Annotated in this window: 13 protein-coding genes; 11 read left to right on the top strand and 2 right to left on the bottom strand. The window is 48.1% G+C overall.

Annotated elements, in window-relative coordinates:
• Window positions 1–72 precede the first annotated feature (72 nt).
• The 5 genes from ACLGGO_RS04155 (at window position 73) to ACLGGO_RS04135 (ending at window position 5,673) form a co-directional block, all read left to right on the top strand.
• Window positions 73–636 (top strand): 2Fe-2S iron-sulfur cluster-binding protein, encoded by a 564-nt coding sequence (locus ACLGGO_RS04155; protein WP_446418377.1) that lies wholly within the window; start codon window positions 73–75, stop codon window positions 634–636.
• Entirely contained in the window at window positions 629–1,624 is a 996-nt protein-coding gene (locus ACLGGO_RS04150; protein ID WP_446418376.1) for an FAD binding domain-containing protein, read from the top strand. The genes ACLGGO_RS04155 and ACLGGO_RS04150 overlap by 8 nt, the downstream gene beginning before the upstream one ends.
• Window positions 1,621–3,753: a xanthine dehydrogenase family protein molybdopterin-binding subunit gene (locus ACLGGO_RS04145; RefSeq protein WP_446418375.1), complete on the top strand. Its 2,133-nt coding sequence runs from the start codon at window positions 1,621–1,623 to the stop codon at window positions 3,751–3,753. The genes ACLGGO_RS04150 and ACLGGO_RS04145 overlap by 4 nt, the downstream gene beginning before the upstream one ends.
• Window positions 3,754–3,769: 16 nt before the next feature.
• On the top strand, window positions 3,770–4,900 hold the full coding sequence (locus ACLGGO_RS04140) for an XdhC family protein (RefSeq protein ID WP_446418374.1): 1,131 nt from the start codon (window positions 3,770–3,772) through the stop codon (window positions 4,898–4,900).
• A gap of 98 nt (window positions 4,901–4,998) precedes the next feature.
• Window positions 4,999–5,673 (top strand): nucleotidyltransferase family protein, encoded by a 675-nt coding sequence (locus ACLGGO_RS04135; protein WP_446418373.1) that lies wholly within the window; start codon window positions 4,999–5,001, stop codon window positions 5,671–5,673.
• On the opposite strand, the gene ACLGGO_RS04130 is transcribed toward ACLGGO_RS04135, so the two are convergent.
• Window positions 5,591–5,908, bottom strand: a complete 318-nt coding sequence (locus ACLGGO_RS04130) for a cupin domain-containing protein (RefSeq protein WP_446418372.1) — start codon at window positions 5,906–5,908, stop codon at window positions 5,591–5,593. The two genes, ACLGGO_RS04135 and ACLGGO_RS04130, sit on opposite strands and share 83 nt — an antisense overlap.
• Window positions 5,909–5,953: 45 nt before the next feature.
• Here ACLGGO_RS04130 and sufU point away from each other — a divergent pair, with 45 nt between their 5' ends.
• The 6 genes from sufU (at window position 5,954) to ACLGGO_RS04100 (ending at window position 10,574) form a co-directional block, all read left to right on the top strand.
• Window positions 5,954–6,388 (top strand): Fe-S cluster assembly sulfur transfer protein SufU, encoded by a 435-nt coding sequence (sufU, locus tag ACLGGO_RS04125; RefSeq protein WP_446418371.1) that lies wholly within the window; start codon window positions 5,954–5,956, stop codon window positions 6,386–6,388.
• 169 nt (window positions 6,389–6,557) lie between these two features.
• Complete coding sequence (locus ACLGGO_RS04120) at window positions 6,558–7,232, top strand: response regulator transcription factor (protein WP_446368367.1); 675 nt, start codon at window positions 6,558–6,560, stop codon at window positions 7,230–7,232.
• Window positions 7,233–7,247: 15 nt separating this feature from the next.
• Window positions 7,248–8,762, top strand: coding sequence for a sensor histidine kinase (locus ACLGGO_RS04115; RefSeq protein WP_446418370.1), 1,515 nt, complete (start codon window positions 7,248–7,250; stop codon window positions 8,760–8,762).
• Window positions 8,763–8,939: 177 nt separating this feature from the next.
• Window positions 8,940–9,227 carry a peptidase gene (locus ACLGGO_RS04110; protein ID WP_446337000.1) on the top strand — a complete coding sequence of 96 codons (288 nt, stop codon included), beginning with the start codon at window positions 8,940–8,942 and terminating at the stop codon, window positions 9,225–9,227.
• 68 nt (window positions 9,228–9,295) lie between these two features.
• Window positions 9,296–9,991: a rubrerythrin family protein gene (locus ACLGGO_RS04105; protein WP_446337001.1), complete on the top strand. Its 696-nt coding sequence runs from the start codon at window positions 9,296–9,298 to the stop codon at window positions 9,989–9,991.
• A gap of 142 nt (window positions 9,992–10,133) precedes the next feature.
• The gene (locus tag ACLGGO_RS04100) at window positions 10,134–10,574 is read left to right on the top strand and encodes a QcrA and Rieske domain-containing protein (protein ID WP_446337002.1); all 441 of its coding nucleotides are present in this window, start codon (window positions 10,134–10,136) and stop codon (window positions 10,572–10,574) included.
• Between the two features lie 194 nt (window positions 10,575–10,768).
• On the opposite strand, the gene ACLGGO_RS04095 is transcribed toward ACLGGO_RS04100, so the two are convergent.
• Window positions 10,769–11,923 (bottom strand): AAA family ATPase, encoded by a 1,155-nt coding sequence (locus ACLGGO_RS04095; protein ID WP_446418369.1) that lies wholly within the window; start codon window positions 11,921–11,923, stop codon window positions 10,769–10,771.
• Window positions 11,924–12,181 lie beyond the last annotated feature (258 nt).

Genomic DNA, 12,181 nt, shown 5'->3' with positions numbered 1-12,181 from the left:
TATTGATTGTTATCCCTAGCTTGGCGGCAAAACCCGCCCCGACCATAAGACATAAGACATAAACAAATGACAATGACAAATGACGAAATAACAGTTAACCTGACGATTAACGGACAGACGCGATCGCTGACCATTGAACCACGAGTTACATTACTAGATACACTGCGCGATCGCCTTAACCTTACAGGCAGTAAAAAAGGCTGTGATCATGGTCAATGTGGCGCTTGTACAGCCCTCATTGACGGACAGCGGGTTTACTCCTGTCTCTCCTTAGCTGTCATGCAGGAAGGCAAGGAGATTGTTACCATTGAGGGACTCAGCGTCGGCGATACTCTCCATCCCGTACAAGCCGCATTTATCGAACAGGATGGTTTCCAGTGCGGCTACTGTACACCCGGACAGATTTGCGCTGCTGTCGCCCTCCTTGACGAAGTAAAACAAGGCTGTGCGAGCGCTGTCACAGAGGATCTCTCCCATCCACCTCAACTAGCAGAACTCTCTGAGGCGGAAATTAAAGAACGACTGAGTGGGAATCTCTGTCGCTGTGGCGCTTATAATGGCATAGTCGCCGCCGTGCAGCAAGCCGCCGGACAGACGCCTCCCTCTCCTAGCGCTACCGTCTTGGTCAATGAATAAATTCTCCTATATCCGCGCCACTTCGGTAAACGATGCCGTGCAACGAGCAATGGCTGATCAACAAGCCCTGTTTATTGCTGGGGGGACTAACTTAGTTGACCGGATGAAAGTCTTTCTGGATCAACCCTCCCAGCTTATCGATATCTCCCGCTTGCAGATGCGGCGGATTCAAGATACGACAGCAGGCGGTTTGCGGATTGGCGCACTGGTGAGTAATACCGCCGTTGCGGATCATCCGACTGTCCGCCAGAACTATCCTGTACTCTCGCGGGCGATTTTGTCGGGTGCCTCTCAGCAAATTCGCAATGTGGCAAGTGTGGGTGGTAATCTTCTACAACGCACGCGCTGTCCCTACTACTACGATACCGCCTTCCCCTGCAATAAACGGCAGCCAGGGAGTGGTTGTCCGGCGGTAACGGGGATGAATCGGATGCACGCCATTTTTGGCGCGAGTGACCAATGTGTGGCGGTTCATCCCTCCGATATGTGTGTAGCGTTGGCGGCGTTGGATGCGGTGGTTGAGGTGGAAGGAACCAACGGGAGGCGGCAAATCCCATTCACCGAGTTTCACCGTCTCCCTGGTGACACCCCCCAACGGGACACAACGTTAGAACCCGGAGAACTGATTACGGCTGTGGTGTTACCCCCTGTACCCTTTGCTCAATCGGGTGTTTATCTTAAACTACGGGACAGGGCGTCCTATTCCTTTGCCCTGGTTTCAGTGGCGGCTATGGTGAATATTGCCGCAGATTCTATTATTGAGGCGCGTTTAGCCCTAGGTGGCGTTGCTCACAAACCCTGGCGTCCCCAGGAAGCCGAGACATTTTTACGGGGAAAACCTGCCAACGCCGAAACATTCCAGGAAGCAGCAGACATGGCACTACAGGCAGCGCAACCCTTAGTTGACAATGGTTTTAAAGTGGAATTAGCCAAACGCGCGATCAGGCGATCGCTGATATTATCAGCAAAGGGGGGAAATGTCGCATGAGTCAGGTGATGGGGAAAAATGTTAGCCGCAAAGATGGACGTGCCAAAGTCACAGGAACGGCAACCTATGCCGCAGAACACCCGATTCCGGGACTGGTTCACGGGTATCTGGTAACTGCCAGTATTGCCAAGGGGCGGATTAAATCCATTGATACTCGTGCAGCAGAAGAAATACCGGGGGTGATGGCGGTTTTCACTCATAAAAACGCCCCGCCAATATGCCCACCCACCAATAATTTCATCACCTCGAAAATCTACGAGGCACGTTTACCCCTATCCGATGATACCGTTCACTATGGGGGACAAATTATCGGCTTAGTGGTGGCAGATACTTTTGAACGGGCAAGACATGGGGCGCATCAGGTGAAGGTTGAGTACGATAGCCAACCGCCAGTGGTTGAGGCGAAAAACGCCACATTCCAGGAAGCGCCGTCCATGTTTGGTGAGTCGTTTACCTTTGAGAAAGGGCAGTTTGCCACAGGAGATTTTACGGCTGGGATGGCAGACGCAGCCGCGACGGTTGAGGCGACATACACCACCCCCACAGAACTCCATGCCCCCATGGAACCCCATGCCATTATTGCCCAGTGGCAAGGCGATTCCCTCAGCGTCTACGAACCCTCCCAGTGGGTAATGGGTTCCCAACGCACTTATGCTGAACTGTGTGATATCCCTGTAGAAAAGGTACGGATAATAACGCCGTATATTGGTGGGGCATTTGGTTGTAAAGGCTTCCCTTGGTCTCACGCGATTCTCTGTGTCGCCGCCGCCCGTCAGCTACAACGTCCCCTGAAACTGGTTCTCAGCCGCCGACAGATGACCGCGAATACGGGACATCGTTCCCAAACTGAACAAAGGATTCGTCTGGCGGCAAATGCAGAGGGTATACTGAGTGCGATCGCGCATGAGGTTAAGTCCTGTACCTCTCCCGTCGAGGTTTTCACTGAACCTTGTACAAATATTACACCGGTCATGTATGCTGCCCCCACGATGCAGTTAAATCAGGAACTCGCTGTCCTGAACGTGGGTACACCAACATTTATGCGTGCACCGGGGGAAAATCCGGGGATGTGGGCGCTGGAATCCGCCATGGATGAACTGGCTTGGGCGCTGAATTTAGATCCGGTGGAACTGCGGCTGAAAAATGAAACGAAGGAACATCAGCGCAAAGGATTGCCTTTTTCTGCCAAGCACTTTGCTGATTGTTTGCAAATGGGCGCACAACAATTTGGCTGGAAAGATAGACCGATGCAAACCCGCGCCCTCACCCGTGAGGGTCAGCTAATCGGCTGGGGTATGGCGGCAGCAACGTTTCCGGCACTTCGCGGTCAAGCATCGGTTAAAGTGCGCCTATTACCCGATGGCACTGTGCATATCCTAACCGCCGCTAATGACATGGGTACAGGTGCTTATACCATGATTGCGGTGACAGCCGCCGAGGCGCTGGGTGTACCCGTGGACAATGTGCGCGTGGAATTGGGCGATTCCCAATTACCCGATGGTGGGATGGCTGGAGGTTCGATGATGACAGCCTCGATTGCCCCCGCCGTCATGGAAGCGTGTCAGGAAGTACTGAAAACGGCGAATTGTACAACAGCATCGGCTGCCTTTGATGCCCTGCGTCAATCTGGGCGGGAAGCATTTGAGGCAACGGCTTCGACAGCACCGGGAGATGAGGGCAAAAAATGGGCATTTCAGTCATGGGGTGCACATTTCTGCGAGGTGGCTATGGATGAAGAAATCGGGCGTTTGCGGGTGACGCGCTGGGTGTCAGTGATGGATATTGGGCGGGTGATGAATGGGAAAACGGCGGCGAGTCAGGTGCGCGGTGCTGTGATTATGGGGATTGGGCAAGCGTTGATGGAGGCGTGCCACTTTGACCCAGATATTGGCTATCCTGTGGTGTATGACTTGGCGACCTACCACTTTCCGGCACACGCAGACATTCCTCGGATTGAGGTGACATTTGTTGGTAAACCGGATTTAAACTTTAACCCAGCCGGGGCAAGGGGTGTGGGTGAAATTGGCATTACCGGGGTGGCGGCGGCGGTGGCGAATGCCGTTTATCACGCGACGGGTAAGCGATTGCGGAATCTGCCCCTGACACCGGAGAAGTTAACAAATCAGTAGTCAGAGTGGCTCACTTATGAAAGAATTACAGAACATTCTGCAAACATTTGAGCAAACGAAGAACTCTGATCAAAGCATCGCCCTCGCCACCCTCGTCAAAGCCTCGGGTTCGACGTACCGACGCCCTGGTGCGCGAATGCTGATGACTTCAGGGGGAAAGATGGTTGGTTCCTTGAGTGGTGGTTGTTTAGAAGGTGATGTTTTTGAACAGGCGCAAGGGGTGATGACCTCTGGCAAACCCATTGTTGTAGAGTACGATACGATGTCCGATGAGGATATTATCTGGGGATTGGGACTCGGTTGTAATGGAATTGTTCAGATTCTGATTGAACGAATTAAACCAGAGAATTCATTCAACCCGCTAACATTTTTAAGCGACTGTATCCGCCATCGACAAGTGGGATTTCTAGCAACGGTGTTTCAGGTTGAGGGTGAGATCAAAACCAAAATTGGAACTCGCTTAATCCTGTATCCAGATGGTAGAGTCGAAAGCAATATCCCAGATACTGATTTAGTTACCCAGATACGCGATGATGCCCAGAACGCGCTTAAAAACAGTCGCTCATTGATAAACACTTATCCCTTACTCATCGGTAAAGCTGAGGTGTTTATTGAGTTTATCCAGCCGCCCATACCCCTGATCATTTTTGGTGCAGGTCATGATGTTTTACCATTAGTACGCTTGGCGCAAGAATTGGGATGGTATGTGACAGTCGTGGATAACCGACAAGCGGAAGTGACAGGAGAACGGTTCCAATGTGCTGATCACGTCATTCTTTCGTCTCCAGAGAAAGTCTGCGATCGCGTTCACCTCAATCATCGTACAATAGCTGTAGTTATGACCCATAACTATCTGCATGACCTGGAACTTCTGAAAACCCTCTTACCCTCTCCGGTACAATATTTAGGTATCCTTGGTTCCAAAAGCCGAACCGAAACCTTACTGCAAGATTTGCCAGAAGAAATTACCCCAACCGAACAACAACGTCAACGTTTATATAGTCCTATTGGTCTTGACATTGGTGGGGATACACCAGAAGAAATTGCCCTATCCATTGTGGCGGAAATTCAAGCCGTTATCAGGAATCGCACGGGCGAGTCGCTGAGAAACCGACTAGGACCCATTCATGACCGCAGCATCAAATAATTCAACATTTATCGGACAGTTTATCTTAGTTCGTAGTAGGCACCAAGCGTGCCAGAAGCGAAGACAGCACTTACTACAAACATATAGAGCAGTTTAGCATGAATTCTTCAGCAGTTGGTCTAATCATTCTGGCAGCAGGAGCATCCACACGCATGGGTACACCCAAACAACTGCTAGACTACCAAGGACGCAGTTTTATTCGCCACACCGCAGAGGTTGCGATCGCCTCTGTCTGCCAACCGACTATAGTTGTGTTGGGGGCGTATGCAGAACGAATACAGCCGGAACTCAGTGATTTACCTGTACAAGTGGTCAAAAATCAACAATGGCGGGAGGGAATGAGTGCTTCAATTCAGGTTGGTTTAAACGCGCTGCTGACGGGGAATCCTCACTTAGAAGCCATTGCGATCGCGCTTTGTGATCAACCCTTCGTTTCGTCTCAAACCCTTAACCATCTCGTTGAAGCCTACCGTTCTACGGGTCAACCTATTATTGCATCTGAATATGCTGGAACGCTGGGTGTACCTGTGTTATTTAACAATACTTTATTTCCCGAACTCATGGCGCTTAAGACTACCGAAGGGGCAAAAAAACTGATTCAAAACTACTATCCTCAAGTCTTTAGTATTCCCTTTTCCGAAGGAGCAATTGATATCGATACACCTAAAGACTATGAACAACTATTTTCTCCTATAGATTACCATGGACAGCAAGCCAGATGCAGGGTGGGTGAGAACTTGTCCATTCAACTCGATGCTTTTGATGAGCATTAATCAGAACATAATCACCGGCTTTGAGTTCAATTCTCGAACCATCATTATAAGCAATAATTGCTTCACCCTGAAGCAGGATCACCCACTCATCCTGCTGTCCGTCATACCATTCTCCTATAGGTGTCGTTTGTCCCGTGGAGATAATGCGCTCAATTAAAACGCTATCACTAGAGACTAAAGCCTCAAATAGTTCTTCATTAGGCAGTTGGGGCGGTAAGTTGAAAATATTGGGCATATCTAATGAATGATGGAACTATCCTCTATTGAATGTTAAAAGATTATGACTTCTTCAATTCATCAGCGCCGATTATATCAGCAAATTATTCTGGAACACTCAAAAAACTCTAGAAATCGAGGCACAACCAATCCTGTAGATGGATATCATTACGGACATAACCCAATGTGTGGCGACACGATTGAACTAACGATACAACTTAATCCAACAGGCGATAGGATTGAAGATATTAAATTTGAGGGAAAAGGTTGTGCGATCGCGATCGCGTCAGCCGACTTGATGGCGGATACGGTACGGGGGAAAACCATAGCCGAAGCCTTGTCAATGGTGGAACGCTTTCGAGAGATGATTACCGGACAAGGTGAGTTTTCTCCAGAGTTGGGGAAACTGAAAGCCTTACAGGGTGTTTCCCAGTTTCCTATACGGATTAAATGTGCGACATTGAGTTGGCATACGCTTAAAGCCGTTATAGAATCTTAACGCGAATCCTCATGTAATAATTTTAAATTTGGCGGCTGTCAATGGTTTACCTGTCAGACTGTGTTATCGACGGATTAGAAAAAATTGTTTGCTGCGAATCCAATTTATGGTTTACGAAAGTGAAACGTTATTATAGAAACTATCTACCCGTGAATAGCTGTGAACAATCATGAGGATTTTGCTGGTTGAGGATGATCAGCGCATTGCTAAAGCGCTGGCAGAAACTCTGCAAGACCAACATTATATTGTTGATATGGCTACCGATGGCGAAGCGGGGTGGGATTTTGTCGAAGCATTCAACTATAAACTCATCCTGCTGGATGTGATGCTACCTAAACTGGATGGAATTAGCTTTTGTCAACGCTTGCGACGTTCCGGTAAAATGACCCCGGTGCTGATGCTGACGGCTAAAGACACTAGCAATGATAAGGTGATTGGATTAGATGCAGGTGCGGATGATTATGTGGTGAAACCCTTTGATTTGCCAGAATTAACCGCTCGGATTCGGGCATTACTGCGTCGAGGCAATTCTAGCCTACCCCCGGTGCTGGAGTGGGAACGTCTGAGCTTCGATCCGAATACCTGTCAAGTCACTTATGCTGAACACCCCCTGCATCTGACGCCCAAGGAATACAGTTTACTGGAATTACTGTTACGAAGTCATGGTCGTGTGCAGAGTCGTAGCGCTATTTTAGAACAGCTTTGGTCATGGGATGATCCACCCGGAGAAGATGCGGTTAAGGTTCATATTAAAGATTTACGCAAAAAACTTAGAGCAGTCGGCGCTCCACCGGATTTGATTCAAACGGTTTATGGTATCGGGTATCGGCTGAAGCAAAATTAGCCAGGGGAAAGACGTATGGTCAGAGAAGATCAGGGAAATCAGGGACATAAAAAACCGTATAAATTTTTACCAAAATTGGGTATCAAAACCAGGTTCCCTATAAGCAAAGCAAAGGGTCAAAATCCAAAACTCAGTCAGGGCGGGTTTCGCACAAACGTTACCCTCAATAGCCAAAAGAAAATCCCTAAACCCGCTTCTACATACTCAAAACCCTGCCCTCTTTCCGAAGTAAAGCGTCAAAACTCTGTCAGCCCCCAGTTTAAATCCTTGCGCTGGCGTCTGTTGGGTTCCTACCTGATGGTTATGGTGGCAATTCGGGTCATATCCAATGGTGTAGTCTATGAATTTTTTGCCCATAGTCTCTATCAGCAATTAGATAACCGTCTGCTCAATTTAGCCCAAGCGGCGGCTCATAGTTTAGTGGCGATTAAGCAGGATAAAGATGCCGTTGATCAACCTGCTTATCGCCCTTTAGACGGAGATGGTGATCTCGACATTCCCTGGCAAAATCTGAGTAAACCGGATCAAAGTGTGGAGTGGTTTGGGGCGGATCAGCAACGGTTAGCTATCTCTGGCACACTTTCGCCCACTTTTCTCCTACAAGAAGGGTTCCAGACAGGGGAACAAGGGCAGATTCGTACCCTAACGATTCCCGCATACAGTTACCGCCAAGGAGAACGACAACTCGAAGGTTATGTTCGCGCCAGTGAATCTACAGAGTCTGTGGAAGCTGTCCTCAGCCAGTTACGTTGGGGATCTGGGGTAGCCGGTATCCTGGCTTTTGGATTGATGGGGGTGGGCGGTATGTGGCTGACTCGGCAGTCGATGCAGCCGATTGAGCAGAGTTTTCAGCAACTTAAACAGTTTACAGCCGATGCGTCTCACGAGTTACGCAGCCCCCTGACGGCGATTAAGGCGTCAGTGGAGGTGATGCAGACTCATCCCGAACGGATTCATCCGGCGGATGTGGAAAAATTGGCTGCGATCGCGTCGGCGACTAGCCAGATGAGTCGTTTGGTGGAGGATCTCCTGTTACTCGCCCGAACCGATGCGACAACCGCCGCCCGCGAATGGATGGTGATTCCCCTTGACGAACTTTTGGAGGATGTTGAGGAGCGTCTCGAACCCAACGCTGAAGCCCAAGACATTACCCTGAAATGGTTACTACAACCTGATGTTTTTGTCAAGGGAGATGCTTCTCAACTTTTTCGTGTATTTTGTAATCTGCTTGAAAATGCTCTGCAATACACTCCATCCGGGGGTACAGTTACCCTGTCGATGAGCACAGATGAAACCTTGGTGGTTGTCAGTGTGGAGGATACAGGGATTGGTATCGATCCAGAACATTTGCCGTTTATTTTTGATCGCCTGTGGCGAGCCGATAAAGCCCGAACTCAGCGCCAGGAAGGTTCAGGGTTAGGTTTAGCGATCGCTCAAGCCGTTGCTCAACAACATGGTGGAGACATTACGGTGACGAGTGAGTTAGGAGTTGGCAGTTGTTTTCAGGTGTATCTGCCCATAGTTTCTTAGGGGTAGATAGCCGTAGGGGCATGGCACTGCCGTGTCCCTACTGGTGGTGTGACTTTTTTTTGCCAAAACTGTGGTATCCACCCGAGTTCTTTACCTTTTCCACTTAAAGTCTTAACTATAGCCGGAAACAGTGATGGCTAACATCAGAATTCTCAAGCAATGGAGGAGGGGATGCCCATGATACGCACGTTTCGTAAATACCACCGCCTAATCGCGATCGCTGCCTGTCTCCCGTTAATTATAACCGTGATTACTGGCATGGGTTACACCATTTTTGATGAATGGTTTCATCAAGACGAGATCGCTAGGTTTCTAATGCAACTGCATACTCTGAAAATTTTGGGTTTAGAAACCATCTATCCGCTGCTGAATGGTTTGGGATTAGTGGGGTTGTTAGTTACAGGGTTAAGCATGACAGGTTTATTTAAGAAACGTCCGTCTATTCAAAAAACAGGCAACCACTAAAATCCTGATCAGGTTCCAACTTACAACTTAAAAAGAGAAAACTATTTAATAATGAGGAGAGTGCAACGATGAGTCATCTACTTAAAAAAACAGCTACGTTTGTATCAATTTTAGGTCTGGGAGTGTTCGCATTAGTCGGTTGTACTCAGCCAACCCCAACCGCTACGGTTGAACCGTCAACATCGGTGACAACCCAAGAGGTTTCTCAGGAAACATCCAGCCCAGATGGAGTGACATTGAAAAACCTCCAAGCTGCCTATAATGGTGAATCCAATGCTCATACTCGTTATCTAGCCTTTGCCAAAAAAGCAGAAACAGAGGGCTATCAACAAGTTGCCCGTCTCTTCCAAGCGGCTGCCCAAGCTGAGGCAATACATGCAGCTAATCACGCGGCTGTAATTCGCAAACTTGGTGCTAAACCGGAAGCAACGATTGAAACTCCAGAGGTTAAATCCACTCGAGAAAATCTGGAAGAAGCCATTAACGGAGAATCTTATGAGCGGGATACCATGTATCCGGAGTTCATTGAGCAGGCTAAGCAAAAAGGCAATCAAGAGGCAGTTCAAACCTTTACTTATGCCGTACAAGCTGAAACTGAACATGCTAAATACTACACTCAAGCCAAAGACAACCTCGAAGACTGGAAAGACGCTAAAATGGTGTTCTATGTTTGTCCTGAATGCGGATTTACCACCAATAATTTAAACTTTGAAAATTGCCCAGAATGTGGCACGGCAAAAAATTTGTTTGGAGAGGTTGTTTAGGGTGATGATTGCAAACGAATAGTTGAAAAAATTCAATTGATCAACCGGATCAAGTATATTGGTAGAGGCGCAAAGATTACGCATCTACACTAGGCTGTACCTTACACCCTTGGGAAGGGCTATCGTCAAGACGTTTTAACCTATGAATCGCCGAGAATTTATAACTTGGGTTGGTATTGGTGGTATCGCCAGTTACTTGCCCGTCGCCATTGTTGCTTGTTCGCCCAAAACAGATGAATCAACCTCTGCGGCTAATCCCACTCGTGCGGATGGATTTGAGTCTGTTGGTGCAGTCGCTCAATTGGATCAAAACGGTGAAATCCTCAACGAACAATTTTCCATCGGTTCAATCTTGGTGGTGCGTGATCCCGGCGACTCGAACAGGATTATAGCGGTCAATCCTACCTGTACTCACACGGGTTGTACAGTAAAGTGGCAAGCAGATCAAACGGAATTTGTATGTCCCTGCCATGATTCTAAATTCACGATCAATGGCGAAGTCATTCAAGGACCGGCTAAAGATTCCTTGGCAGGTTATGATGTGAAGCAAGAAGATGATTTAATTCTGGTCAAAGCTGGTTAAAACAAACTTACACACAAACGCAACTTATGGTGAGGGCACGATAGTATCGTGCCCCTACGAATGGTAATTTAGATGTCAAGAAAACGTAAGTTCTAGGAGAGACTAAAATGACGTGTCTTTAGACTGGCGATTTATTCCACCCTGCCTGATCCTTCGCTCGTGTCAGGATATTTGAAGTAAGGGTTCTTGCCGATTTAGCTAACCGAAACCTCCATCAGTTCTTTGAGCAAGGAATTGCTATCTTGAGTCATTGACGGTTCTGGATGCTTGGCGATAATCATGGGAGTGTCTCCCATTTCGCTATCTGGGATAGCTTGAAGAAGATAAACCTGTTCCGGGTTGACATTGGCAATCACCTGGGGTGAATGAGTCGCCACAATAAACTGACAGTTGGGGAAAGTTCGAGTCAGTGCTGGCACAATCTCGTGTTGCCATTTAGGATGCAGGTGGAGTTCAATCTCATCAATCAGAACCACACCACTCCCTTCTAGGGGATTCGCTAACCCCGGATTCGCGATCGCTAACCGTTTGGCTAAATCGGCGGCGAGTGCGAGCAAGCCTTTTTCACCTTCTGATAGCTGATTAACGACTAATTCTCGACCTTGTTTTGTCACTGTCATCCGTAAGGGGGCGCGTCGCACCCGCAAGTTAGCAAAACCGGGCAACAGAGAGGATATCGCTTGTCTGATGGCTTCTAAGAGGCGATCGCGGTGTTCAGGATTATCTCGACGCCATTCGTTTTCTAGATCTTCAAGATCCTTAAACCACTCGAAAAAGCTGCTAAAGTTAATCGACACACCGATTAGGGCTTGGTCATAAATCACCAGTTGGTTTGACCAATGGTATTTCGTCGGTTCTTGGGTAACCTTGTCGCAAAACTGGCGGTTGACGGGATAATAAACCACTACGGGTAAATTCACATTCAGATTGTTTTGCAACTGATTCTTAATTCGCAAACAAATTCCTTCTAACTCTCGAATATGCCCACCCCGGGGTCGTCCCTTGGTATTGGATAACGAGAGAAACCAACTGATCTGCCGTTCCCTTAGGGAAATCGTGATCTCATTTTTGGTTTGATGGGCGCCATTGGCGATATCTTCCTGACTAAAAAAATGTCGCGGAATTTTCCGTTCTTCAGTAATGTCCTGTTCATTAATAAAATGTCCCGTTCCAATCGGATCTTGAAGTTCCGCCACAAAATGGGAAAGTAGGAGTGCGATACAGTCGAGAATACTGGATTTTCCCGTTCCGTTGATCCCCACCAAGACTGTTGGTTCAGTCTCCTGGAACTCCAGCGTCAGATCGCCGATGCCACGGAACGAGTTGATTTTCAGGCGCTTGACTTTCATGGCTTATAGTAGGCTGATGGCAATAAAATGACACCGATATGAAAAGCAGCAATTGTTATCGATACTGCTGATGATAATCTGATCGGCTGAGCTTGTCCGGCATAAGCCTCACACAATTGAGCAAGGAACTCCTTTTTTTACCTTAGAAAGACGTACCCTGACACATCTAGAACATGAATGCTTGACATCCTCCCCGGCGTAAACGCACAGGGATTCCCGCCATCACTGACGAGGCTTCCTCTTTCCGCGACTCGGCTT

Origin of the sequence: Coleofasciculus sp., assembly GCF_046565525.1 — a bacterium.
In the GTDB taxonomy this organism is placed as follows: Bacteria; Cyanobacteriota; Cyanobacteriia; order Cyanobacteriales; family Coleofasciculaceae; genus Coleofasciculus.
The sequence above is the reverse complement of the archived record's forward strand: the minus strand, read 5'-3'. Positions and strand labels throughout refer to the sequence as shown.

Bases quoted from the DNA above. Each gene is read 5' to 3' on its own strand.
- ACLGGO_RS04110 (WP_446337000.1), top strand. From the start codon at position 8,940: ATGATACGCACGTTTCGTAAATACCACCGCCTAATCGCGATCGCTGCC.
- ACLGGO_RS04095 (WP_446418369.1), bottom strand. From the start codon at position 11,923: ATGAAAGTCAAGCGCCTGAAAATCAACTCGTTCCGTGGCATCGGCGAT.
- ACLGGO_RS04120 (WP_446368367.1), top strand. From the start codon at position 6,558: ATGAGGATTTTGCTGGTTGAGGATGATCAGCGCATTGCTAAAGCGCTG.
- ACLGGO_RS04145 (WP_446418375.1), top strand. From the start codon at position 1,621: ATGAGTCAGGTGATGGGGAAAAATGTTAGCCGCAAAGATGGACGTGCC.
- ACLGGO_RS04130 (WP_446418372.1), bottom strand. From the start codon at position 5,908: ATGCCCAATATTTTCAACTTACCGCCCCAACTGCCTAATGAAGAACTA.
- ACLGGO_RS04100 (WP_446337002.1), top strand. From the start codon at position 10,134: ATGAATCGCCGAGAATTTATAACTTGGGTTGGTATTGGTGGTATCGCC.
- sufU (WP_446418371.1), top strand. From the start codon at position 5,954: ATGACTTCTTCAATTCATCAGCGCCGATTATATCAGCAAATTATTCTG.
- ACLGGO_RS04105 (WP_446337001.1), top strand. From the start codon at position 9,296: ATGAGTCATCTACTTAAAAAAACAGCTACGTTTGTATCAATTTTAGGT.
- ACLGGO_RS04115 (WP_446418370.1), top strand. From the start codon at position 7,248: ATGGTCAGAGAAGATCAGGGAAATCAGGGACATAAAAAACCGTATAAA.
- ACLGGO_RS04140 (WP_446418374.1), top strand. From the start codon at position 3,770: ATGAAAGAATTACAGAACATTCTGCAAACATTTGAGCAAACGAAGAAC.
- ACLGGO_RS04135 (WP_446418373.1), top strand. From the start codon at position 4,999: ATGAATTCTTCAGCAGTTGGTCTAATCATTCTGGCAGCAGGAGCATCC.
- ACLGGO_RS04150 (WP_446418376.1), top strand. From the start codon at position 629: ATGAATAAATTCTCCTATATCCGCGCCACTTCGGTAAACGATGCCGTG.
- ACLGGO_RS04155 (WP_446418377.1), top strand. From the start codon at position 73: ATGACAAATGACGAAATAACAGTTAACCTGACGATTAACGGACAGACG.